The following is a 22,900-nucleotide window of genomic DNA, read 5'->3' on the forward strand; positions in this document are numbered from 1 at the left end:
ACCTTCGCGCCTTGCCGCTGAGCGACAAGGCAAGTGCGTACCCCGAGTACGCTGATCCACTGGGGATCTACTGTGATGAAGAATTGTATTCCGTGTCAGCTAGCGCGCATGCTGCTGGCGCTTGCCTTGCTGCCGCTAACACCCCTGTCGGCGTTGACCCTGGAGCAAGCGCTGAGCCTGGCTGAGCAACAGGCGCCTTCGCTGCAATCCTGGCGTTTGCAACAACAGGCTGCTCGCAGCGAAGTGCAGGCGGCTGGACAACTACCTGACCCGCGCTTGAGTTTCGGTCTGCAGAATGTGCCGATTGAGGGTGACAACCCTGGTCGGCTGGATGCTGACAATATGAGTATGCAGTCACTGGGCTTGACGCAAGAGGTGCCCAATCGGGACCGGCGCTCGGCTCAGCGTGACCTGGCCGAGGCAGCCGAGTTGAGTGCCGGAGCGGACTATCAGGTTGAACGCCTCGAGGTTCGTCTGGGTATTGCCGAGGTGTGGTTGCGTTTGCATGGTCTGGAGCAACAATTGGCGCTGTTCGATGCCTTTTATCAACAGAATGACTTGTTGGCGACGGCAATCGCCGCGCGCTTGTCCGGCGGGCAAGGGACGTTGGCCGAGCAGCCCGTAGCCGCGATCGAGCGGGCCCAGCTGGAATACCGCCATGATCAACTCCGGTCACAGCGAGAAGGGCTGCAAGCCGCCAGTCGGCGCTGGCTGGGTGAACAGGCCATCAGCCAGACACAGGGCAACTGGCCGCAATGGCCGCTGGATGAATCTGGCTGGCGGCAGCGCCTGGAGCAACAGCAACTCCCTCAACTTGCCCGCTACCAACCACTGCAGCAGGAGAGTGCCGCTGCGCTACGCCTGGCCCAGGCAGACCTGCGGCCGGACTGGAGCTGGGGGCTGGCTTATCAACGCCGGGGTATGGGGTTGGATGACATGGTCAGTGTGCAGCTCAGTATTGACCTGCCGGTATTTCCCGGCCGCCGTCAACAACCGAGGATCGCCGCGCGTGAGCTGCAGTTGGCCGCAGTGCAGCAAGAGCAGGAAAGCTGGCAGCGGCGGTTGGCGGCAGAGCTGGCTGCCGAACTGAGCGAATACCACCGCCTGACAGCCGCCGTAGCGCGCAGCGCCGAACAAATGCTGCCGCTGGCCGAGCAGCGGGCTGATCTGGCAATGGCTGACTATCGAAGTGGTCGCGGCTCGCTGGATGCGCTGGCGGTTGCCCGCAGTGCACGGACGGAGGCGCAGCTGGCGCATGTGCAGTGGCAGACCGAGCGCGCGCTGAGTCATGCGCGATTGCAGCTGACCTGGGGAGACAATTGAGATGACTATTCACGCACTATTGGCAGCCATCTTGCTGCTGTTGGCGTTGCCGCTGGCCGCTGACCCACACGCTGGACATGGCCAGACCGAGGCGAGCGATGACGAGCGACGGATTCTGTACTGGTATGACCCGATGTATCCCCAGCAGCACTTTGATGAGCCGGGTCGCTCGCCATTCATGGATATGGACCTGGTCCCGCGCTATGCCGATGCCGACGATGATGGCACCAGCCTGCGTATCGACCCCAACCTGACCCGCAATCTGGGCATGCGACTGACCCGCGTGGAAACGGGGCAATTGACCGAGTCCATTGAGGTCAGTGCGTTGCTGGGGTATGACCAGCGGCGCCTGAACGTACTGCAAACCCGCACCCAGGTGTGGGTCGACAGTGTTGCCGCGCTGGCGCCGGAGGATGTGCTGGAAGCCGGCACGGTGCTGGCTGAATTGCTGGTACCTGACTGGGTCGCGGCGCAGGAGGAGTATCTGGCCTTGCGACGGCTGGGTGATGCGGAGCTGACCGCAGCCGCCTGGCAGCGCCTGCGTTTGAGCGGGATGCCGGAGGAGATGATGCAGCAGCTGCGCCAGAGCCATCGGGTACAAACCCATTGGTCATTGCGTAGTCCGGTCGATGGCGTGCTGCTTGAGCTGCCCTTGCGCGCCGGCATGAGTTTGCCAGCCGGCAGCACCCTGGCACGCATCAACGGTCTGGAACAGGTATGGCTGGAGCTGGCAGTGCCGCAGTCACAGGCCAGCATGGTGCAACCCGGCCTGGCCTTCGAATTTACCCTGCCAGGCATGCACGAGCAGTCACTGTCAGCGGTCATTGAGCGCTTGCTCCCGGAAGCTGACAGCGCCAGCCGTGTGGTCCGCGCCCGAGCGATACTGGATAACCCGGAGCAGCGTTTGCGCCCGGGTATGAGTGGCCGCGCACGCCTCACGCTGGAACGTGACGATGAGCAGTTGCTGGTGGCGGCCGATGCAGTTATCCGCACCGGCCGGCAAGATCTGGTAATGCTGGCCGAAGAGGGCGGGCGCTTTCGTCCGCAACAGGTACGCGTGGGTCGAGAGGGCGCCGAGCAGGTGGAAATCCTCGAAGGCCTGGAGGCGGGCGAGTTAGTGGTGAGTGGCGCTCAGTTCCTGATTGATTCCGAAGCCAGTTTGCGCGGCATTATGGCGCGCGCAGCAGAACCGCTCGACCAGGATATGCACAGTGCTGAAGGCGTCGTGTTGTACCGGGACGAAGATGGCCTGATGCTGGACCACGGGCCCTTTGGAAGCCTCGGCATGGCTGGCATGGCGATGCAGTTCGCGCTGGACCCGGGGCTGGATATGAGTGGTATCGAAGACGGTGACGCCGTGCGTGTCTGGGTCCGCGAAGAACCTGATGGCTTGCCGATTGTGCACATCGAGAAACTGGAGGCGCAACCATGATCGCCGCCATTATCCGTTGGTCGCTGGGCAATCGGCTGCTGGTCTTGCTGGCCACGCTGTTCTGCGTGGCCTGGGGTGTCTGGTCCATGCTGCGCATGCCGGTGGATGCCTTGCCGGATCTGTCGGATACCCAGGTGATTATCCGCACCAGCTGGCCCGGCCAGGCCCCCCAGATTGTCGACAACCAGATTACCTATCCACTGGCAACCACCATGATGTCAGTCCCCGGGGCCAGCACGGTGCGGGGGTTTTCATTCTTTGGTGATAGTTACCTGTATGTGCTGTTCGAGGATGGTACCGATCTGTACTGGGCGCGTTCGCGCGTGCTGGAGTATCTGAGTCAGGTGCAGGGTCGCTTGCCGGCCGGGGTAACGCCCGCGCTTGGGCCTGATGCCACGGGGGTCGGGTGGATCTATCAATACGCCCTGGTGGATCGCAGTGGCCAGCATAATCTGGCCGAATTGCGCAGCCTGCAGGACTGGTTTCTCAAGTACGAATTGCAAGCGATACCCGAGGTGGCTGAAGTGGCCACCGTCGGCGGGATGCGCAAGCAATACCAGATCGTGCTGGATCCGGTCAGCATGGCCAATCTGGGGGTTACCCAGCAGCAAGTCAGTGCGGCCATAGGGCGGGCCAATCAGGAGACCGGTGGCAGCGTACTCGAGCTGGCCGAAGCCGAATACATGGTACGCGCTTCTGGCTATCTGGAGACCCTGGAGGACTTCCGGCAGATACCCTTGCGAGTGGATTCGGCGGGCGTGCCGGTATTGCTGGGTGATGTGGCCCGCATCCAGCTGGGGCCGGAAATGCGCCGTGGTATCGCCGAGCTGGATGGTGAGGGCGAAGTGGTCGGTGGCGTGGTCGTGCTGCGCAGTGGCGGCAACGCACGGGTCGTGATCGAGCGTGTGCGTGAGCGTCTGGATGAGCTGGCTGACAGCCTGCCGGACGGTGTTGAGGTGGTCACTACGTATGACCGCGGCGAGTTGATCGACAGTGCCATCAGCAACCTGAGTCGCAAGTTGATTGAAGAGTTTCTGGTGGTCGCCCTGGTATGCCTGGCCTTTCTCTGGCATCTGCGTTCGTCGCTGGTGGCCATTGTCGCCTTGCCGATCGGCGTGCTGGTGTCCTTTATCATCATGCAGGCGCAGGGGATCAACGCCAACATCATGTCGCTTGGGGGGATCGCCATTGCCATTGGCGCCATGGTGGATGCGGCGGTGGTGATGATTGAAAACGCCCACAAGAAACTGGAGGCCTGGCAGCAGGCCAATCCGGACCGCCGCATGCTGCCGGCCGAACACCGTCAACTGATCCAGAATGCGGCTACGGAAGTTGGGCCGGCGCTGTTCTTCAGTCTGCTGATTATCACGCTGTCGTTTATTCCGGTGTTTACGCTGCAGGCGCAGGAAGGGCGGCTGTTTGGGCCACTGGCCTGGACCAAAACCTGGGCCATGGCGGCAGCCGCAGGCTTGTCGGTGACCCTGATTCCGGTGTTGATGCTGTATGCCGTGCGCGGGCGTATCCGCTCGGAACAGAGCAATCCGCTCAATCGTGCCATGATCTGGATCTACCGTCCCGGGCTGTCGGCTGTCATGCGTTGGCCGAAAACCACCCTGCTGATCGCCTTGCTGGTGTTTTTAACCAGCCTCTGGCCGATGCAACGCCTGGGCGGGGAGTTTTTGCCGCCACTGGATGAGGGTGATCTGTTGTATATGCCCACCGCGTTGCCGGGCTTGTCGGCCCAGCGCGCGGCTGAGCTTTTGCAACAGACCGACCGCATGATCATGAGTGTGCCGGAAGTCGAGCGGGTGTTCGGCAAGGCCGGGCGAGCGGATACGGCGACGGACCCGGCCCCGCTGGAAATGTTCGAAACCAGTATTCGCTTCAAGCCGCGCGATCAATGGCGCCCCGGGATGACACCGGAGAAGTTGATCGAGGAGCTGGACCAGGCCGTGCAAGTGCCGGGCCTGGCCAATTTGTGGATTCCGCCGATACGCAATCGTATCGACATGTTGGCGACCGGCATCAAGAGCCCGATAGGTATCAAGGTCAGTGGCAATGATCTTCGGCGTATCGATGCCCTGACCCAGGAGATCGAGCAGGTTGCACGCCAGGTGCCCGGCGTCCGTTCGGCGATCGCCGAACGGCTGGTTGGTGGGCGTTATCTGGATGTCGACATTGATCGTTTCGAAGCTGCTCGTCACGGTCTGAATATCGCTGATGTGCATGATCTGGTAGGGGGGGCAGTCGGTGGTATGAACATTGGCGAGACGGTTGAAGGGTTGGCGCGTTACCCGATCAATCTGCGCTATGCCCAGGACTGGCGGCATTCGCCACAGGCCTTGCGCGCGTTGCCGATCTTTACCCCCGGGGGCGCGCAAATCACTCTGGGCAGTGTCGCCGAGGTCAGTATCAGTGACGGCCCGCCGATGCTGCGCAGTGAGAATGCACGCCCGTCAGGCTGGGTCTACATCGATGGTCAGGGGCGCGACATGGCTGGCCTGGTGCAGTCACTGCGCGAGCGCATCAATGCTGATGTGGTGCTTGATGACGGCATGAGCCTGACCTATTCCGGTCAATTCGAGTTCATGCAACGCGCCAACCAGCGCTTGATGCTGGTGGTGCCGGCGACCCTGGTGATCATTTTCGTCCTGCTCTACATGACCTTTGGCCGGGTGGGCGAAGCCCTGTTGATCATGGCGACCTTGCCCTTTGCGCTGACGGGCGGGCTGTGGTTCATGTATCTGCTCGGCTATAACCTGTCCGTTGCCTCGGCGGTGGGGTTTATCGCGCTGGCTGGAGTGGCGGCCGAGTTTGGCGTCATCATGCTGCTGTATTTGCGCAATGCCTGGGTGCATCGCCAGCAACAGGGTGAGCAGGGGAGCAATGCGCTGATGGCAGCGATTCATGAAGGGGCTTTGCAGCGGGTGCGGCCCAAGGCGATGACGGTACTGGTGCTGGTGATTGGCTTGCTGCCCATTCTGCTCGGTTCCGGCACGGGGAGCGAGATCATGAGCCGGATTGTGGCACCGATGATTGGCGGCATGGTGACCGCGCCGCTGTTGTCCATGTTGGTGTTGCCACCCGCCTGGTGGCTACTTGAGCGCAGGCGTCACAAGAAAGAAAGGTTGCAGGCGCCGGCTTAAAAGCGGCGCTGGACGATGTAGTGCGCCAGTTGCCGTAATGGGTCGGCCTGGGCGGCAAAGCCGCTCAGGCTGTCCAGCGCCTGATCACACAGGGCGTTGGCCTTGGCGCGCGCGCCATCCAGCCCGAGCAACGCCGGGTAGGTGGGTTTGTTGCGGGCCATGTCAGCGCCTTGCTGTTTGCCCAGTACACTGGTGTCGCTTTCGATATCGAGAATATCGTCCTGCACCTGGAAGGCCAGGCCAATGCAGTCGGCATAGGTGTTCAGCGCCGCCAGGTCGCTGGTGCTGGCCTGCTCGCTGGCCAGTGCACCCAGTTGCACGCTGGCCCGAATCAGGGCGCCGGTCTTGTGCCGGTGCATATGTTCCAGGCTGGCCAGATCCAGTTGATTACCCACTGACGCCAGATCAATCGCCTGCCCGCCTGCCATGCCTCGGGGGCCGGCGGCGCGGGCCAGGGACTGGGTCATTTGCAGTCGGGTTGTCGGCTGCCAGTCACCCTGGCTGCTCAGCCAGTCAAAGGCCAATGCCTGCAAGGCATCGCCAGCCAGTATCGCCGTGGCTTCATCAAAGGCGCGGTGACAGGTCGGCTGGCCGCGGCGCAGGTCGTCATTGTCCATGGCCGGCAAGTCATCGTGAATCAACGAATAGGCGTGAATCAGTTCAACTGCTGCGGCAGCAAAGTCAGCTTGGGCTGGTTCACCGCCACAGGCCTGACAACTGGCGTAGGCCAATACCGGACGTATGCGCTTGCCACCCATGGTGACGCTGTAATGCATGGCGGCGTACAGCCGGTCCAGGCGCGGCTCCGGGCTTTGCAGTTGCTGGTCGAGCAACTGGTTGATACGCGCCTGGCAATCGGATAGATAGCGGGCCAGCTCAGTCATCGGCGGGCTCGTCAAAGGGCACGCTGGTGGCCTCGCCGTTCTGGCTCAGCAGTTGTTGGACTTTCTGTTCGGCCTGGGTCAGTGCCTGCTGGCAATCGCGGGTCAGCTTGACGCCCTGCTCGAAGGCGCCGAGCGAGTCTTCCAGGCTGAGTTCGCCACTTTCCAGTCGCTCGACCAGGGCCTGCAGGTCGGCCAGGGATTGCTCGAAATCGACGGCGGTTTTTTTGCGGCTCATGGGCTGTCTCGCTGGTTGACCGGGTGAGCGCTGAACATTACCCAAGGGGCGCGGAGTGGTCAATCGACATACACCTGCCAGAAGTAAAACAGGGTCAGCAACCAGCCGACCAGAATCACCAGAACGCGCAGGGCGCGGTTGCTTATGCGCCGAGCCAGCAGGCCGCCACAATAGCCACCCAGCAGGCTGCCGGGCAGCATGCAGAGCAGTGCCAGCCAGTGCACCGCGCCAGCGAGCATAAAGGTGATGGCGGCGACGCTGTAAATCACCGAGGACAGCAGGCTCTTGATTGCATTGATCTCCTGCATGCGCGTGTGACCGCTGATGGCCAGGCTGGCGATCATCAGAATACCCATGCCGGCGCCGAAAAAACCGCCATAGACCGACACCAGCCACTGCCCCAGCCAGCCGCGGCGACTCAGACGCTGCAAATCAGGCTGGCGCTGGCTCCAGCGTTGCAGCAGGTTGGCAATCCGGCCACTGGCGGTAAACAGCAGGGTCGCCAGCAACAACAGCCAGGGGATCAATTGATAAAAGGCCTGATCACTGATCAGCAACAACAGTACGCCGCCCAATAAACCGCCGCTGGCAGCAGCCAGCAACAGCGGGCGCAGATAGCGGCGCCAGTTCAGGCTGCGCAGGTTATGTCTCAAGGCCCAGGCAGTAGACAGGCTGGCCGGCCACAACGCCACAGCGTTGGTTGCATTGGCGCTGACCGGGCCGATGCCCGCCAGCAGCAGGGCGGGAAATGACAGGAAAGTCCCACCGCCGGCCAGGGCATTGAGCAGGCCGCCGGCAACGCCGCCGAGCAGAATCAGGCCGAGTTGCCATAGTTCGAGATTCACGCTGGCGTCAGCGCACGCATATGCTCGGCGAGCTGAGAGGCATCCTGCCAGTCCTGTTCTGCCAGGGTTGAAATGCGTGCATTAAGTTCCCGGTGGCAGTCTGCAAAGGCTTGCCACCGTTGGGCGGGATCTGCCACGGCCGCCGGGTCGGGAAGCCCCCAATGCAATCTGCTGGGATTGCCGGGGAAAACCGGGCAGCGCTGGTCAGCATTGCCACATACGGTCAGCACCAGATCAATCGGGGTGGCATCGGGATGACAGAACTCATCCCAGCTTTTGCTACGCCACTGCCCCTGAATGCCGAGGCTGTCGAGTAACTTGGCTGCCATCGGGTTGACCTTGCCGGTGGGTTGGCTACCGGCACTGAATGCCCGCACCCGGCTGGGCAACAGATGATTGAGCAGGGCCTCGGCAATGACGCTGCGCGCGGAATTGCCGGTGCACAGCACCAGCACGCTGATCGGTGATGGGTTGTTCAGCAGCATGCGCCTGGGGCCTCAGACGGGGTGGTTTCGGTATAGGGCAGAGCGCCGCCGCACCCGGGGAAGATGCCATAGTGCCGATCGAAATTGCCGATAAAATCGAAGTGTTCGGCAAAGCGGGTGTCCTGCAGCATGCGCCAGGTGTTGCCGCAGACCGGGAAGATACGACCGGTCTCGATCAGGTGATGCTTGTCGAGCAGAAGCTGGTGCGGTGCATCCGCAATGCTGCCTTTGTAGATCACGGCTTGCCCGTAGTCTTCACAGGCTGGCTCCAGCGCGTCGAGTTTGAACAGCCGATAGGTGGCGGAGAAAAAGCGTGCGGTACCGAGTTTGGCGGCAATTGCCGGGTCGGTTATCTCCAGTGGCCGGTCTTCCACCAGGCGTGGATCAAGAAAGCCATGGCGCCTGGCTAGGTTCTCGAAATCGTTCCAGTAGAGTGCGCCACCCAGGCATTCGCCGTAGATCACCTCGTCATTGCGCACGGCATCAGGCAGCCGGCGGTCGGCATAGATATCGGAAAAATACAGCTCACCACCGGGCTTGAGCAAACGGTAGGCTTCGCGCAGCACCGCGTCCTTGTCCGGTGACAGGTTGATCACGCAGTTGGAGACGATGATGTCGAAGTAATTGTCCGGCAGTCCCAGCTCATCGAGCTGTTCGATATAGCCCTGTTTGAAGCTGACGTTGGCAAAGCCGAACTGCTCGGCGTGGTAGCCCAGATGCCGGTTGGCTACGTCCAGCTGTTCTGGGGTCATATCAACGCCGATCACCTCGCCCTCGGCGCCCGCCAGCTGCGCGAGCACATAACAGTCACGGCCGGAGCCGCTGCCCAGATCGAGAATGTTGCAGCCCTTCAGCAAATGAGGCGCCACCAGGCCACAGCCGTAGTATTTCTCGGTCACTTCCGGGTGAATCTTTGCCAGCAGTGGTTTGAGCCAGTCCGGCATGCTGCTGATGTCGCAACAGGCGCTGGTTTTCAGGTCGCTGGAACTTTCCAGAATTTTCCCGTAGTAGTTTTGTACCGATTCGAGCATGCCATCCCCCTTGGGTGAACTAGATTGACTGTTAGAGTCACTGGTGGGCTAATTGTTACAGCAGTGTAATGCGTAGGCGTCAGTCAGTGGTGTGTAACACGAGCGCCCTGTACGCATCATAGAGAAACTTGCAGCCGGTCGGGCTGTGAGATGTTGCATTTTTTTAACAAGGAGATGCTGATGTCCGAGTTCACACTCTACACGCTGGAAACTGCGCCGAAAGACAGCAAGCCATTGCTTGAGGACGCGAAAAAGTCCATGGGCAGCATTCCCAATCTTTTCGCGGTTATGGCCGACGCCCCGAGCGTGTTGGAGGCCTATCTGACGCTGAACCGGCTCTTCACCCAGTCCAGCTTCAACGCCAACGAGCAGACCGTGCTCTGGCAGACCATCAATGCCGAGCATGAGTGTACCTATTGCGTGGCGGCGCATACCGCCATCGCCAAGCAGATGAAGGTGAGTGACGAGATCACCCAGGCGCTGCGAGACGGCAAGCCGCTGGCGGACAAGAAATTGCAGGTCCTGCGCGACTTTGCCCTGGAGGTTGTGCGCGAGCGCGGCTTCGTCAAGCCAGCCTCACTGCAGGCTTTCCTCGATGCCGGCTATAGCCACCAGCAAGTGCAGGAAGTGGTGCTCTGCCTGTCGCAAAAGGTCCTCAGCAACTACATCAACCATATGGCCGAAACACCGCTGGATGAAGGCTTTGCGGCCTTTGAATGGTCGCCGGGCGACAAGCAGTGACCAGCCCCTTGTTGAACACGATTTAACAGTTGCCTGGAGCAGGCGGTTGTTGACCGGGGGCCAATCACAACAAGGCGATGTGCCGGATTGGTGTTCGCGTCAACAAGGAGAGGTGGCGAATCTGCCGACTATCAGGAGATTTATGAAAGCATCCGATCTGTTGGTCAGAGCTCTGGAAAGCGAGGGGGTCGAGTATATATTTGCGATTCCGGGTGAGGAAAACCTGGACCTGCTCGAATCCCTGGCTGATTCCTCTATCAGGCTGATCCTGACACGCCATGAACAGGGTGCCGGCTTTATGGCCGCCACCTATGGTCGGCTGACCGGCAAGGCGGGCGTGTGCCTGGCGACCCTGGGTCCCGGCGCTACCAACCTGGTTACCCCTACCGCCTATGCCCAGCTCGGCGGCATGCCCATGGTCATCATTACCGGGCAGAAACCGATCAAACACAGCAAACAGGGCCAGTTCCAGATCATTGATGTGGTCGACATGCTGGGGCCCATCACCAAGTACACCCGCCAGATTGTCAGCGGCAGCAGTATTCCGGCGCATGTGCGTGAGGCTTTCCGTCAGGCCGAGGAAGAACGCCCAGGGGCCACCCACCTGGAGCTGCCTGAAGACATTGCCCGAGAGGATACCGATGCCATTCCGATCACGGCCAGCCTGTCGCGTCGCCCGGTCACCGAAGCCAAGGCAGTGGACTACGCTCTCAGCTTGCTGGCTGAGGCCAGGCACCCGGTGCTGGTGATCGGCTCTGCGGCCAATCGCAAGCGGACCGCCAACATGCTGCGCGCCTTTGTCGACAAGCAGGGCATCCCTTTCATCACGACCCAGATGGGAAAGGGGGTCATCGATGAAGCGCACCCACTGTATCTTGGCAATGCGGCAATGTCCGACGGGGACTTTCCGCACCGGGCGCTGGAGGCCGCTGACCTGATCCTGAATGTCGGCCATGATGTGGTGGAAAAGCCGCCTTTCGTGATGAACGGTGCCCACAAGGTTGTGCATATCAACTTTCAGCCAGCCCGGGTCGACCCGGTGTACTTTCCGCATGCTGACATGGTGGGGGATATTGCCAACAGCATCTGGCAGTTGAATGAGGGCATTGAGTCCCAGCCTCACTGGGATTTTGAGTTCATGCTCAAGGCGCGAGAAGCGATGCATCAGCATATGGACAAAGGCGCCGAGGGCGCTGCCTTTCCCGTGCTGCCTCAGCGGCTGGTACGCGCAGTGCGCCGGGTCATGCCGGAAGACGGCATTATTGCGCTGGATAATGGCATCTACAAAATCTGGTTTGCGCGCAATTACCCGGCCTACCAGCCGAATACCGTGCTGCTGGACAACGCGCTGGCCTCGATGGGTGCCGGTCTGCCTTCAGCCATGGCCGCCCGCCTGGTCTATCCCCAGCGCAAGGTCATGGCCATCTGCGGTGATGGCGGCTTCATGATGAACTCACAGGAAATAGAAACTGCGGTGCGACTGAAGATGGACCTGGTGGTGTTGATCCTCACGGATCGCGCCTACGGCATGATCAAATGGAAGCAGGAAAACATGGGGCTGAAGGACTTCGGCCTCGACTTTGCCAACCCCTGTGTTATTACCTATGCCTGTAGCTATGGTGCCAAGGGTCACCGGCTGGAACACACCGAGGAGCTTGAAGGGCTAATGCGGGACTGTCTGGACGCTGGCGGTGTGCACCTGATTGATGTGCCGGTCGACTACAGTCACAACGTAGCGCTTCTCAATGAAGAGATTCCGCGCCTGAGCAAGGGACTCTGAGATATTAGTCATGGGGTTCAGGTCAGCGGCGAGGGGTGAATGACGGTCAGGCCAGAGTTAGACATCGATCAGCAATTCCCGGCCATTTCCTTACCCGCACTGAGCGGCAAAACCCCGGGTCTTGGCAAGTCAGTCGAGGGTCAGTGGCAACTTGCAGAAGTCTCCAGTGCCCCGTTCCGCCGTCCTGGTCCTGGATGATCCGAACTTGTATCGACTGGCAATCAGTGAGCGGATCAGGCTGCCAGCCTGCCCACCCGTATATCTACAGATTTATGCCGGCTGGCGCAGCTTATCCAGTGCCAGCCTGTCCTCGTCGCGGAATCCCATCACCAGCAGGCTGGCTGCCAGGATGATCAGTGACGGATAAAACAGTGCGTTAGTGCCGTCGATAAACCATCCCCAAGGGTCGATGATCGATGTAGCCACCGCAACCAGAGATGCAGTGTTGAGGATTAATTGCACGGGATAAACCCAGCGTCGGAACAGCCCCAGTACAACAGCGAGCCCAAGCAATATCTGCCCTGCACCGGCAATGGGCAGCAGGGTTTCTGAAGCCAGGAAGCCGAAATAGAAGGTGTTGGCAACAGCAATCCCGTGCTCGACATTGAAAATCTTGTCAGCACCCCAGATGACCAGAAGCCAGCCAAGTGATATACGCAGAAAAAGCAGAGTCCAGTTTTTCATATCGTGTCGTCCTTTAGTATTCAGGGTAGTGGCAGGTAGCCGGTGATCTCAAGCTCACGGTTTTCCAATACATTCTGGTCCGGAAATCGCTTCTGCCAGGTTGAAACAACCTGATCGCGGTGCCTGAGCAATGTTTCTATCTGAGGGCGGTACACGCTGACCAGTGCTGTCAGCCATTGATTGGTTGGCCAGGAGGGGTAGGCATGGTCGATTTCGAAGCCATCCAGCATTGCTATTACCTGATCGGCCGAATACCAGGTTTCGCCAGTCACCCACCGATTGCAGGCGAAAAGGCCAAGCGGGAGGCCATTTTTGTCCATCGATACGGCGATCAGATGGGCGATGGCATCATCATCCTTGGGCCATGTGCTGCTATCGAAAACAGAGGTCTCTGGTTGGCTGCCGGCTGGCATACCGGCTTTGCGCATAAACAGATGGAAATGACCGTGCTCCAGATCGCTGCCGCGATGGGCATGATAATAATACTGGGCATGGGTGTCCCGGTCATAGACGTCAGTAAGCGGGTAGTGCTGCATCTCATAGAAGGTACCCTGGCCTTTGAGTACTTCGCCTACCAGATTTAATCCGCCTTTGCGTAACACGCGTATGCAATCTTGCATCAGTCTGGTGCCGGGGGTATCCGTTTGCTCAATACTCGCATTATGAATGTCAGATAATGGAATACTGGCGAGTGCAGAGAATGGCTGAGCCGGGTTCATAGTCTGATCCTGGAAAACGGGATAACCGATGATCAAGGTTACCCCGTGGGTTATGTGACCTCAAATAGCTGCACAAGGGGCACGTTTTGCAGCGCAAGGATTGCGAGCTGAGCAGGGGTTTTTGGCCGCACAAGGGTTGGCGGTGCATGGGTTGCTTGCAGCGCACGGGTTGGCTGCACAAGGGTTTGCGGCACAGGGATTGTTCGCAACGCAGGGGTTAGCAGCACAGGGATTGGGAGCATAACTGGCCTGCAGGCTACCAACATAGGCTGTTAATGCAGCCAGCTCCATGGATTCCCAGGGCAGCGGATTGCTGGCCATGGGAGCGACCATGCAGATCTGGATCATTTCATCGAGATAGACCTGATCCATTCCGAATTGATTGGTGGCCATGGCAACAGGGTGGGGGTAAGCCTGAGTAAAGGTGTGTTGAAACATACTCGGTTTGCTTTCATCGCCATGACAGCTGGCGCAGGAGAGGTTATTGGAGCTGAGTGTAGTATCGTTGTACAGCTGCTTTCCCATACGCATCAGTTCACTGGTATCGCCCTGATATGGAGCATAGTTCTCAGGGCGGCTGACCGCTTTGGCGGCACAGGGATTGGGTTTTGCGGCACAGGGATTCGCCGCACACGGGTTAGCTGAACACGGGTTGGCAGCACAGGGATTTTTAGCTGCGCAAGGATTGGCTGCACAGGGGTGTTGGCCTTTGGGTGCGCAACGAGCACCACAGGGCCGGCAGGGCGCTGCTTGCAGTATCGGGCTGCCCAGCATCAGCAGCATCATTCCCAGGGGAAACACGCTGCTGAATGCCCGTGTGGCAGGCTTCAGTGGTTGGCTATGCTTGTTCATATTGTTCTCCGTCATCAGGTGGTGAGCTAGATATCGGCATTTTCATTTTTCTTGCCGGCTTTCCTTGATTCACTGACGGCAAGATTGTTACAGCGAATTTTTTCTGTAACGCAGCGCCCGGTTCAGAGTCTGATGGTTGATAGCTTGAGGGGGTTGTTAATGGACGATGAGGCACAATTGCTGGTTGCACTGAAATCAGGAGCCGCCGATGCTGTCGATCAGGTGGTCAGGTTGCACCATGGCTTTCTGCTGGCGATGGTCAGACCTCTGGTGGGGGATGACGCGGCCAAGGACGTGGTGCAGGACACCTGGATCAAGGCGCTGGCAGCAATCAATGGCTTCGAGGGACGCAGCAAGTTGCGTACCTGGCTGGCGCGTATTGCGCTCAATGAAGCGCGCGGTTTGCTGCGCAAGCAAGGTCGTGAGGTGTCACTCCCCGGGTGGGGGCAGGATAGCGGTTCGCCGATTGCCGACCGTTTCAATGAGCAGGGGGCCTGGGATCAAGTCCCTACGGCCTGGCACCATGACAGCCCCGATGCCTTGCTGACCGAAAACGAACTGCACGAATGCATTGAAAAACACTTGCACAAGCTGCCGGATGATCAGCGCGGCGTTGTGGTTTTTCGCGAAATGGCCGGCCTGGACTTTACTGAAATTGCGCAACAACTCTGCTTGAGCGAGGGTAATGTGCGGGTTTTGCTGCACCGCGCGCGGCAACGCATGCATGCCATGCTCGATCATTTTGAACAGGAGGGCACATGCTGAACTGCAAACAAATGTCCGAGATGGGCTCCATTATCATCGACGGTCAGGTGCCCTGGCGCTTGAAGATGTCGGTGATGATGCATCTGAGTATGTGCCAGCGTTGCTCGCGCTATATGCAACAACTCAAGCTGACGTCAGAGGTGCTGCAGCAGTCCAGGCTGGAGGCTGACGAGGCGGAAATTGATCTCGCGATCAGCCATCTAAGGCGATAAAAGACGCTGAAAATGCTCAGTTATGACAGGCAGAGCACTGAATTACCCACTTGCTTCATGAGGTCTATGCCGATATACAGATACCCGTTACACTATCGTATAGTTGCTTTTTGACATTAGATGATTATCTCTTTGTCGGTAAGCATTTTTTTGACATCTCCCGATAGTGCATTGATCGCCTGTCGTAAATGTTGGGCAGTATGCCGGTGCTTAGGGGTAGGCTGGATGGGTAGAATGATAAGAGTGGTGTTGAACAGCGACGACGGGGCCGTGCTGGATCAGGTGCGGGAGGCTCTTCAAGGGTACGATCTTGAGCTTATCTGTGATCCCGCCGACTGTAGTCAGGCTCCGCTGTGCCGCTGGCTTGATCCAGAAGCGTTGAATGACAGCGGACAGCTCACTGCCGCGATTCAGGATGCCATCTTTACTCTCGAACAGACCCGACATGCATTCCGCTCCAAGCAATTGGGAGGCTTGCGTCGGCGGCTGGAAACCTTGCTGCAAGAGTTGCCGGATGCGGGAAGTTGAACTAAGTTAGAAAGAAATCAGTGTCAGTTGGAAATGGCTTTGCCGGTCAGGGTATGCAGACCTGAAAGACAAGGCGTTGACCAGACTCTTGCAAGGAGTCTGGTCAACGCCTTTTTTTATGCCTGCGATTCGGTCACTCCATAACCTGATAGCGGATGTGCGGTGGCTGGATTAGCAGTAGAGAACAAGAAGCAACAGCAGGATTGCAGACATGGAAGCAGCTGGAAACCTGGAACACCTGGTGGAGCGCCTGGGCTTGCGTAATGGGCCACTGCGCGAGCGCCTGGCCTTTTTGGACTGGAGCGATAGTGATGTCGAGCATTTGCTCGCTCTGGCCGAGGACGGCGGCTCGCTCAGTGCCATTTTTATTGATCAGTTGTACCAGCATCTAGGCGGCTTTACCGAGACCTCCGATATCTTGCGGGACAGCGAAACACGGGCTCGTCTCAAGCAGCAACAATTGCGCTATTACCAGCGTCTGTTCAGCAGTGAGATTGATGAGGCGTATGTGCGCGAACGTCTGCAAATCGGCCATGTGCACGAGGCAGTCGGAGTCCAGCTGAAATGGTATCTGGGTAGCTACCGGCTGTTTCTCAGTCATGTGCTGCGCCACCTCTTGCCTGCTGACGATGTGACGTTCACTCCGGCAGTGGCCCAATTCGATAGTTTGCTGAAACGGGTATTCTTCGACATGACGCTGGCGGCCGAGGCCTACGTGGATGCCAAGCAGAGTGCATTGCGGGCCAGTGAAGCGCGTTATGCCCACGCGCTTCGTGGCGCCAACGATGGTATCTGGGAGTGGGACCTGGAGACCGGCCGCTGGTATGCCTCGGAGCGTTGGGCAAGCATGTTGGAGCTTCGCGTACATGAAGTCGGTAAGCAGGTGGATGACTGGCTGGCTCGAGTTCATCCGGATGATCTGCCGGACGTGCAGCGTGCGCTTGACGGGCACATCAGCGGTCGGGTCCCCTGGCTGCAGCATGAATACCGCATTCGCCGTCGCAATGGCGATTTTCTCTGGGTGCTGATGCGCGGCGTGCTGGAAACCGATGAACAGGGCTGCAGACGCCTGGCAGGTTCGCAGACCGATATCAGTGAGCGTCAGCGTATCAAGCACAAACTTGAATATGCTGCCCGGCATGATGCGCTGACCGGTTTGCTAAACCGTGAACAGTTGAATCAGGTGTTGGCGCAAAGCGTTGCCCAGCTCCAGAGGCCCGGAGCGCGTCATTCAGCATTGCTGTTTATCGATCTGGATCGCTTCAAGGTAATCAATGACAGCCTCGGTCATGCGGTAGGCGACCAGGTGTTGGTTCGCATTGCCGAACGCCTGCGGGTGAGTATGCGTCAGGGCGACCAACTGGCACGCTTCGGTGGTGATGAATTTGTCATGGTACTGAATGACCTGGCCAGTCTAGATGACGCGGATCAGGTGGCCGAACGGGTATTGGCGCAGTTGCGGGAGCCTCTGTGCTTTGACGAGCGCTGTCTGGTGGTGAATGTCAGTATCGGTGTGGCACCGCTGCTCCCCGGACAGGGCTTGCAGGATGCTTTGCAGGCGGCAGATATCGCCTTGTACAACGCCAAGGAAGCCGGCAAGGCACGCTACAGTCGCTACGATGTCACTATGCAGCAGTTGGCCCACGAGCGCCTGAACATCGAAAGCAACGTTTTGCAGGCACTCCAGCGCAATGAATTCGAACTGGACTATCAGCCTGTATTTGATTTGTCTCCAGGCGTTAAACAGACGCCCGTGGCTTGCGAGGCCTTGTTGCGTTGGCGACATGGCGACCAGCGCATTGCGCCCGGTTCTTTCATCCATGTGCTGGAAGAGTCCGGTGAAATCATTCCGGTTGGTTATTGGGTACTGCAACAGGCCTGCCAGCAGGCGCGCAGCTGGCAACTGGCGGGGCAGACGGGCTTCAGCTGTTCGGTCAACTTGTCTGGAGTGCAGCTGCAGGAAGCTGATTTCTGTCAGCGATTACAGCAAGTGTTGCAGCAAACCGGGTTGCCGCCACGCACCCTGGTGTTGGAAATCACCGAAAGCGTTCTGCTGGATCAGGCAGGCCACACGCTGCCAAACCTGCGCGAAATCGCTGCCATGGGCGTCAAGCTGGCTCTGGATGACTTTGGCACCGGTTACTGCTCACTGGGTTACCTGAATCGTTTTCCGCTGGACATCGTCAAGCTTGACCGCAGCTTTCTCCAGGAGGCCCATCGCAATCCCCGCCAGGCCACGATTTGTCGCAGCATTATCGACCTCAGTCGCAACCTGGGGTTGCAGGTGGTGGCAGAAGGCATCGAAACCAGTGATCAGGTGGAATTTCTGCTGCAGGAGTCATGTTGCCTGGGGCAGGGTTTTTTATTGGGCCGGCCAATGGCAGCAAAAGAGTTGCAACGGCTATGGGCAATGGGCTTGTGAAACGCCAAGCGATGGCATTTTGCCCTGTTCGCACAGCATAAATGGCAGACTGCACAATTTCTTTTGCATATATTGTACATTTCTATCATAATGTATAGGTAATGTGGAGTTACAAGCTTTGCCGGTTGGGACGCACGGGCCCAAAAGACAGGGCGTGCAAGGTTGACGACAGTCAACCTGCGCGCCTTTTTTATTGCCTGATTTTCAGTCGTTGGTGGTTCTGGCGACAAGGATTCATAGATGCCGTTGCAAAACAGGGTGGGAGCCGTTATCGGAAATGATGAGCTGCATACTCGCCTGTCCTTTCTGGATTGGTCGCTGGCTGACACTCGTCAGTTGCAAGCTCTGCCCGAGCACCTGAAAGATGAAGCGGATGTTTTCGTGGATGAGCTTTATCGTCGTCTGGTCCGCTATCCGGAAGTTGCGACAATCCTGGGTAACCAGTCCACCGTACAACGACTGAAACAGAGTCAGCGTGGTTACTACAAGCGCTTGTTTGCCGGAGAGATCGATAGCAAATATGTCGAGGAGCGCTGGCGGATTGGCCAGGTTCACGAGCGCGTAGGCGTGGACCTGAAATGGTATCTCGGCGGTTATCGGCTGTTTCTTGCTTCCATGTTGCAGGCCTTCAGTGCGCACAAGCCTGCCAATGCGGCGGATGATCAATCCAGATGGGCTGCCTATCAAAGCCTGTTGAAAGTGGTTTTCTTTGATATCGCCCTGGCGGCTGAGGCCTATGTCGGTGCGCAGCACGCGGCTCTGCGAGCGAGCAAGCAACGCTACGCCCATGCCATGCGTGGTGCCAATGATGGCCTCTGGGACTGGAATCTTGATCAGGACAGCCTGTATGTCTCCGAACGCTGGGCGCAGATGCTGGGTCTGGATCTGAATGACGTTGGCCTGCGAATGCAGGACTGGCAGGCACGCATCCATCCGGATGATCTGTTTGCTTTTCGATCCACACTGAAGACCCACATTGAGGGCGAAGCAGAATTTTTTGTGCATGAATACCGTATTCGCCACCGTGATGGTCGCTACCTGTGGGTGCTCACTCGAGGTGTGCTGGAGGTGTCGGCATCCGGAACCCGGCGAATGGCCGGCTCGCAAACGGATATCAGTAATCAGCGGCATATTCAGGCGCAACTGGAATATGCCGCCTTGCATGATCCTCTGACCGGCCTGATCAATCGCAATCAACTGGACAATGTTGCCAGACAAGTCAGTCGTGAACTGGCGCGTCCGGGCAGTCGTGCGGCGGCATTGCTGTTCATTGATCTGGATCGTTTCAAGCTGATCAATGACAGCCTGGGACATGCCGTAGGCGACAGCGTGCTGGTTCAGGTAGCCCGTCGACTGCAAAGGTGTCTGCGCACGGGTGATGCTCTTGCCCGGTTTGGCGGCGATGAATTTGTCATGGTCTTGCGCGATCTGGCGGACATGTCTGATGCCGAAATGGTTGCCCAGCGAGTGTTGATTGCGTTGAAAGAGCCCTTGTGTTGTGGCGAGCACACCCTGGTGGTGAATGCCAGTATCGGACTGGCTTCAATCGAGCCTGAACAGAGCTTCGACGAAGCAATGCGAGCAGCCGATATTGCCCTTTACCAGGCCAAGGCAGCAGGGAAAGGACGGGTACAGCATTTCAATGAGGCCATGCTTGATCAGGCCCATGAACGTATGCAGTTGGAATCCAGTGTACTGCAGGCGCTGCAGCGCAATGAGTTCGACATTTATTATCAGCCGGTGCATCGACTGCCGCTTGCAGATAAAGCCAAACCGGTCGGAGTAGAAGCACTGCTGCGTTGGCGTCAGGGCAACCGCATGATCAGTCCGGCAGCCTTCATTCCGGTTCTTGAAGAGTCAGGCGAGATTGTTGCCGTGGGCTATTGGGTGTTGCAGCAGGCTTGCCGCCAGGTACGTCACTGGCAGCAGTCAGGTGCAGAAGAACTGAAGTGTTCAGTGAACCTTTCCGGTTTGCAGCTTGAACAGCAGGATTTTGCTCAGCAGGTTCAGCGTGTGCTGACTGACACTGGATTATCACCCGCCAGCCTGGTGCTGGAAATTACTGAAAGCCTGTTGATCGACCAATCTGGCAGCACGCTGGCCAATCTGCGGGAGCTGGCCCAACTGGGCGTGCGCATTGCACTGGATGATTTTGGCACCGGATTTTGTTCGCTGGGCTATCTCAATCGCTTTCCGCTGCACGTGCTCAAGCTGGACCGCAGTTTTCTCAATCAGGCCGACCAATGCAGCAAACAGCGCGCGATATGTCGGGCCATTATCCAGCTGGCGCGCACGCTGGAAATGGACGTAATTGCCGAAGGGGTTGAAACCCGGGAGCAAGTGGATTTTTTGCATCAGGAACGTTGTTATTTGGGTCAGGGGTTCTTGCTCGGATATCCGATGCCGGCGGCAGAGTTTCAGCAACATTTCGAGCAAACGCTCAGCACGAGTATTCCCGCATCGTCCCACATGTCAGCCCTTCCGGTTGGCGAGGAGTCTTGAATGAAAGTCAATCTACCCATAACCGAGCGTGAAGTCGCATTGAGCAGCGGTGACAACCTGCTGACCACAACTGACCTGAAAGGCGCGATTACCTATGCCAACCCGGCCTTCGAGCGCATCAGTGGCTACTCGCAAGAAGAAATGCTGGGGAAGAATCATAACCTGATTCGACACCCGCATATGCCACCACTGGCCTTCGAACAAATGTGGCGCACCATCAAATCGGGTAAAAGCTGGATGGGGCTGGTAAAAAACCGGTGTAAAAACGGCGATTTTTACTGGGTGAGTGCCTATGTGTCGCCGGTTATGCGTGATGGCAAGATCATCGAGTTCCAGTCAGTACGAACCAAGCCTGAAAAACAGCAGGTAGCTGCTGCCGAGAGCTGTTATGCCGATTTGATAAAAGATAATACGCCCTTGGCGCTGCGCTTGCCGGCCCTCAGCCTGACTGCCTGTTTGGGGTTGGCCACACTGCTGGTGTTCATTCTGGCCTGGTTGTTTGCGGTCTTTGCCACCAGCCTGAATTCTCTGGTTGCGGGATTGTTGTTGGCAGGTCTATGGGGTGGGGTTCAGTTGTGTATTTATGGCTTGCTGCGGCCACTCAGACAGCTTGCAGCCAAGGCCAGGAAAGTGGGCAACAATCCGCTTGGCCAGTATCTGTATACCGGTTGCAGAAACGAGATCGGGGCGATTCATTTTGCTCTGGATATGCAAAAGGCCGAATCCGCAGCCTTGGTCGGGCGCATGGCGGATGCGGCCAGCAAACTGCAGCGGGAAGCACAAGAACTGGTTGCTGCAGTCCGCGCGAGCAGTCAGGGGAATCAACGTCAGCAGCAGGAAACCGATCAGGTCGCGACGGCGGTGGAAGAAATGGCCGCGAGTATCCAGGAGGTTACCCGCAACGCGCATTCCTCTGCCCAGGCAGCCAACGCTGCGGATGCCGAAGTGCTGGATGGCCAGGCCGTGGTAGCCGCGTCCAGAGATATTACGCAGGCGCTGGAGAATAAAATCAACGAGGTGAGTACTGTGATCAGTAGCCTGGCGGATAAAAGCCAGGAAATCAGCATGGTCACTGAGGTTATCAACGGTATCGCCGAACAAACCAATCTGTTGGCCCTGAATGCGGCGATTGAAGCAGCGCGGGCCGGAGAGCAGGGCCGCGGTTTTGCCGTGGTAGCGGATGAAGTGCGTGGCCTGGCAGGCCGCACGCAGCAGTCTACCGCATCCATCGGTGACCTCATCAAAGGCTTTCAGGTGGATGCCCATGGCGCCGTCAGCGCCATGCAGGCCGGTTTGCAGCAAGTCGCAGCCAGTGTCGGCAAAGCCAAAGATGCCGCCGAGGCACTGAACGAGATCAACCGCAAAGTGGCTGCCATTACCGGCAGCAGTGCGCAGATCGCCACGGCGGTAGAGCAGCAAAGCGCTGTCAGTGAAGAAATCATGCGCTCGCTCGAGCGCATTCGCACCGTGACCAATGAAAATGCCGCTGCAGCGGTACAAAGCCAGACCAATGCCGAAGGTATGGCTGGCCTTGCCAATAACCTGGAAATGCTGGCCAATGACTTCTGGTCGTCACATGCCTCGAGAGCCTAGAAATCGCCCCACAACTGCTGCGCCAGACTCAGTGCCACTATCGGTGCCGTTTCCGTGCGCAGCACCCGCGGGCCCAGGCGCACCGGGCTAAAGCCGCTGGCTTCGGCGCGGCTGATTTCTTCGCTGCTGAGTCCGCCCTCGGGACCGATCAGCAGGCCCAGGCTGGCGGGCTTGGTCAGGCTGTTCAGTGGTTGTTCGGTACGGTGATGCAGGACCAGTTTCAGGTCGGCTTGCAGTTGTTCCAGCCAGCCATCCAGCGCCTGCGGGGGGTGAATCACCGGTATCTGGCTGCGGCCACATTGTTCGCAGGCGCTGATGGCTACCTGTTGCCAATGCGCCTGACGTTTTTCGGCTCGCTCGCCTTGCAGTTTGACCTCGCAGCGCTCGGTGAACAGCGGGGTGATGGTATTTACCCCGAGTTCAACCGCTTTCTGGATCGCCCAGTCCATGCGCTCGCCCCGGGACATGGCCTGGCCGAGATGGATGTGTAGCGGCGATTCAGGCTGGCCGGCAAAAGCAGGCTGTAGTGTCAGCGTCAGGCTACGCTTGCTGACGGCGATTACTTCGCCGGGCCATTCTTCACCGCTACCGTTGAAGGCTTGCACCTGATCACCCGGACGCAGACGCAGAACGCGACCCAGGTAATGCGCCGGGTCACCGTCCAGTTCCAGGTCACCGGCCTGCAAGGGCTGGTCGAGATAAAAGCGAACGACGCGCATGC

20 protein-coding genes are annotated in these 22,900 nt (G+C 58.5%); 11 read left to right on the forward strand and 9 right to left on the reverse strand.

The genetic code is table 11. The features are described 5' to 3' along the window. Positions 1-75: 75 nt before the first annotated feature. The 3 genes from BLU07_RS00595 to BLU07_RS00605 are packed head-to-tail and all read left to right on the forward strand — an operon-like array spanning position 76 to position 5,901. Positions 76-1,323 carry a TolC family protein gene (locus tag BLU07_RS00595; RefSeq protein WP_092383136.1) on the forward strand — a complete coding sequence of 416 codons (1,248 nt, stop codon included), beginning with the start codon at positions 76-78 and terminating at the stop codon, positions 1,321-1,323. Position 1,324: 1 nt separating this feature from the next. Then, a complete protein-coding gene (locus BLU07_RS00600; RefSeq protein ID WP_092383138.1) occupies positions 1,325-2,755 on the forward strand; it encodes an efflux RND transporter periplasmic adaptor subunit in 1,431 nt (476 codons plus the stop codon). Then, the gene (locus tag BLU07_RS00605; RefSeq protein ID WP_092383140.1) at positions 2,752-5,901 is read left to right on the forward strand and encodes an efflux RND transporter permease subunit; all 3,150 of its coding nucleotides are present in this window, start codon (positions 2,752-2,754) and stop codon (positions 5,899-5,901) included. Before BLU07_RS00600 ends, BLU07_RS00605 begins: the two co-directional genes overlap by 4 nt. On the opposite strand, the gene ispA is transcribed toward BLU07_RS00605, so the two are convergent. From ispA to BLU07_RS00630, 5 genes are read right to left on the reverse strand one after another with little or no spacing between them, the layout of a single operon-like run. Next, positions 5,898-6,785: a (2E,6E)-farnesyl diphosphate synthase gene (gene ispA, locus BLU07_RS00610; protein WP_092383142.1), complete on the reverse strand. Its 888-nt coding sequence runs from the start codon at positions 6,783-6,785 to the stop codon at positions 5,898-5,900. The two genes, BLU07_RS00605 and ispA, sit on opposite strands and share 4 nt — an antisense overlap. Next, positions 6,778-7,020 (reverse strand): exodeoxyribonuclease VII small subunit, encoded by a 243-nt coding sequence (locus BLU07_RS00615; protein WP_092383144.1) that lies wholly within the window; start codon positions 7,018-7,020, stop codon positions 6,778-6,780. Before BLU07_RS00615 ends, ispA begins: the two co-directional genes overlap by 8 nt. A gap of 59 nt (positions 7,021-7,079) precedes the next feature. Continuing rightward, complete coding sequence (locus BLU07_RS00620) at positions 7,080-7,865, reverse strand: sulfite exporter TauE/SafE family protein (protein ID WP_092383146.1); 786 nt, start codon at positions 7,863-7,865, stop codon at positions 7,080-7,082. Beyond that, complete coding sequence (locus tag BLU07_RS00625) at positions 7,862-8,350, reverse strand: arsenate reductase ArsC (RefSeq protein WP_092383148.1); 489 nt, start codon at positions 8,348-8,350, stop codon at positions 7,862-7,864. Before BLU07_RS00625 ends, BLU07_RS00620 begins: the two co-directional genes overlap by 4 nt. Continuing rightward, positions 8,341-9,381, reverse strand: a complete 1,041-nt coding sequence (locus tag BLU07_RS00630) for a methyltransferase domain-containing protein (protein WP_092383150.1) — start codon at positions 9,379-9,381, stop codon at positions 8,341-8,343. Before BLU07_RS00630 ends, BLU07_RS00625 begins: the two co-directional genes overlap by 10 nt. A gap of 180 nt (positions 9,382-9,561) precedes the next feature. On the opposite strand from BLU07_RS00630, the gene BLU07_RS00635 reads away from it, so the two are divergent. Beyond that, entirely contained in the window at positions 9,562-10,122 is a 561-nt protein-coding gene (locus tag BLU07_RS00635; protein WP_092383152.1) for a carboxymuconolactone decarboxylase family protein, read from the forward strand. A gap of 142 nt (positions 10,123-10,264) precedes the next feature. After that, complete coding sequence (locus BLU07_RS00640; RefSeq protein WP_092383154.1) at positions 10,265-11,902, forward strand: acetolactate synthase large subunit; 1,638 nt, start codon at positions 10,265-10,267, stop codon at positions 11,900-11,902. Between the two features lie 270 nt (positions 11,903-12,172). On the opposite strand, the gene BLU07_RS00645 is transcribed toward BLU07_RS00640, so the two are convergent. The 3 genes from BLU07_RS00645 to BLU07_RS17695 all read right to left on the reverse strand — a co-directional run bounded on the left by BLU07_RS00645 (position 12,173) and on the right by BLU07_RS17695 (position 13,830). Next, positions 12,173-12,586, reverse strand: coding sequence for a DoxX family membrane protein (locus tag BLU07_RS00645; RefSeq protein ID WP_092383156.1), 414 nt, complete (start codon positions 12,584-12,586; stop codon positions 12,173-12,175). A gap of 20 nt (positions 12,587-12,606) precedes the next feature. Further along, complete coding sequence (locus BLU07_RS00650) at positions 12,607-13,206, reverse strand: DUF6969 family protein (protein ID WP_157719027.1); 600 nt, start codon at positions 13,204-13,206, stop codon at positions 12,607-12,609. A 159-nt stretch (positions 13,207-13,365) separates the two neighbouring features. After that, positions 13,366-13,830, reverse strand: a complete 465-nt coding sequence (locus tag BLU07_RS17695) for a DUF1924 domain-containing protein (RefSeq protein WP_197675041.1) — start codon at positions 13,828-13,830, stop codon at positions 13,366-13,368. Between the two features lie 486 nt (positions 13,831-14,316). On the opposite strand from BLU07_RS17695, the gene BLU07_RS00660 reads away from it, so the two are divergent. The 6 genes from BLU07_RS00660 to BLU07_RS00685 all read left to right on the forward strand — a co-directional run bounded on the left by BLU07_RS00660 (position 14,317) and on the right by BLU07_RS00685 (position 22,179). After that, complete coding sequence (locus BLU07_RS00660; protein ID WP_157719028.1) at positions 14,317-14,922, forward strand: RNA polymerase sigma factor; 606 nt, start codon at positions 14,317-14,319, stop codon at positions 14,920-14,922. Continuing rightward, positions 14,916-15,134, forward strand: a complete 219-nt coding sequence (locus BLU07_RS00665; protein WP_092383162.1) for a hypothetical protein — start codon at positions 14,916-14,918, stop codon at positions 15,132-15,134. Before BLU07_RS00660 ends, BLU07_RS00665 begins: the two co-directional genes overlap by 7 nt. A 234-nt stretch (positions 15,135-15,368) precedes the next feature. Continuing rightward, positions 15,369-15,662 carry a hypothetical protein gene (locus BLU07_RS00670; RefSeq protein WP_157719030.1) on the forward strand — a complete coding sequence of 98 codons (294 nt, stop codon included), beginning with the start codon at positions 15,369-15,371 and terminating at the stop codon, positions 15,660-15,662. Between the two features lie 211 nt (positions 15,663-15,873). Further along, the gene (locus tag BLU07_RS00675; protein WP_092383166.1) at positions 15,874-18,084 is read left to right on the forward strand and encodes an EAL domain-containing protein; all 2,211 of its coding nucleotides are present in this window, start codon (positions 15,874-15,876) and stop codon (positions 18,082-18,084) included. A 240-nt stretch (positions 18,085-18,324) separates the two neighbouring features. After that, positions 18,325-20,586 carry an EAL domain-containing protein gene (locus BLU07_RS00680; RefSeq protein ID WP_092383168.1) on the forward strand — a complete coding sequence of 754 codons (2,262 nt, stop codon included), beginning with the start codon at positions 18,325-18,327 and terminating at the stop codon, positions 20,584-20,586. Continuing rightward, positions 20,587-22,179, forward strand: coding sequence for a methyl-accepting chemotaxis protein (locus BLU07_RS00685; RefSeq protein ID WP_092383170.1), 1,593 nt, complete (start codon positions 20,587-20,589; stop codon positions 22,177-22,179). On the opposite strand, the gene BLU07_RS00690 is transcribed toward BLU07_RS00685, so the two are convergent. After that, positions 22,176-22,898, reverse strand: coding sequence for a 16S rRNA (uracil(1498)-N(3))-methyltransferase (locus tag BLU07_RS00690; RefSeq protein WP_092383172.1), 723 nt, complete (start codon positions 22,896-22,898; stop codon positions 22,176-22,178). The two genes, BLU07_RS00685 and BLU07_RS00690, sit on opposite strands and share 4 nt — an antisense overlap. Positions 22,899-22,900: the final 2 nt, after the last annotated feature.

The sequence above is a fragment of the Halopseudomonas salegens genome (assembly GCF_900105655.1).
Taxonomy (GTDB): domain Bacteria; phylum Pseudomonadota; class Gammaproteobacteria; order Pseudomonadales; family Pseudomonadaceae; genus Halopseudomonas; species Halopseudomonas salegens.

Excerpts from the sequence above, each read along its gene's own strand:
- BLU07_RS00650 (WP_157719027.1), bottom strand. The coding sequence starts at position 13,206 with ATGCAAGATTGCATACGCGTGTTACGCAAAGGCGGATTAAATCTGGTA.
- BLU07_RS00605 (WP_092383140.1), top strand. The coding sequence starts at position 2,752 with ATGATCGCCGCCATTATCCGTTGGTCGCTGGGCAATCGGCTGCTGGTC.
- BLU07_RS00690 (WP_092383172.1), bottom strand. The coding sequence starts at position 22,898 with ATGCGCGTCGTTCGCTTTTATCTCGACCAGCCCTTGCAGGCCGGTGAC.
- BLU07_RS00630 (WP_092383150.1), bottom strand. The coding sequence starts at position 9,381 with ATGCTCGAATCGGTACAAAACTACTACGGGAAAATTCTGGAAAGTTCC.
- BLU07_RS00670 (WP_157719030.1), top strand. The coding sequence starts at position 15,369 with ATGATAAGAGTGGTGTTGAACAGCGACGACGGGGCCGTGCTGGATCAG.
- BLU07_RS00600 (WP_092383138.1), top strand. The coding sequence starts at position 1,325 with ATGACTATTCACGCACTATTGGCAGCCATCTTGCTGCTGTTGGCGTTG.
- BLU07_RS00625 (WP_092383148.1), bottom strand. The coding sequence starts at position 8,350 with ATGCTGCTGAACAACCCATCACCGATCAGCGTGCTGGTGCTGTGCACC.
- BLU07_RS00640 (WP_092383154.1), top strand. The coding sequence starts at position 10,265 with ATGAAAGCATCCGATCTGTTGGTCAGAGCTCTGGAAAGCGAGGGGGTC.
- BLU07_RS00680 (WP_092383168.1), top strand. The coding sequence starts at position 18,325 with ATGCCGTTGCAAAACAGGGTGGGAGCCGTTATCGGAAATGATGAGCTG.
- BLU07_RS00660 (WP_157719028.1), top strand. The coding sequence starts at position 14,317 with ATGGACGATGAGGCACAATTGCTGGTTGCACTGAAATCAGGAGCCGCC.
- BLU07_RS17695 (WP_197675041.1), bottom strand. The coding sequence starts at position 13,830 with ATGGGAAAGCAGCTGTACAACGATACTACACTCAGCTCCAATAACCTC.
- BLU07_RS00685 (WP_092383170.1), top strand. The coding sequence starts at position 20,587 with ATGAAAGTCAATCTACCCATAACCGAGCGTGAAGTCGCATTGAGCAGC.
- BLU07_RS00635 (WP_092383152.1), top strand. The coding sequence starts at position 9,562 with ATGTCCGAGTTCACACTCTACACGCTGGAAACTGCGCCGAAAGACAGC.
- BLU07_RS00645 (WP_092383156.1), bottom strand. The coding sequence starts at position 12,586 with ATGAAAAACTGGACTCTGCTTTTTCTGCGTATATCACTTGGCTGGCTT.
- BLU07_RS00675 (WP_092383166.1), top strand. The coding sequence starts at position 15,874 with ATGGAAGCAGCTGGAAACCTGGAACACCTGGTGGAGCGCCTGGGCTTG.
- ispA (WP_092383142.1), bottom strand. The coding sequence starts at position 6,785 with ATGACTGAGCTGGCCCGCTATCTATCCGATTGCCAGGCGCGTATCAAC.
- BLU07_RS00615 (WP_092383144.1), bottom strand. The coding sequence starts at position 7,020 with ATGAGCCGCAAAAAAACCGCCGTCGATTTCGAGCAATCCCTGGCCGAC.
- BLU07_RS00665 (WP_092383162.1), top strand. The coding sequence starts at position 14,916 with ATGCTGAACTGCAAACAAATGTCCGAGATGGGCTCCATTATCATCGAC.
- BLU07_RS00595 (WP_092383136.1), top strand. The coding sequence starts at position 76 with ATGAAGAATTGTATTCCGTGTCAGCTAGCGCGCATGCTGCTGGCGCTT.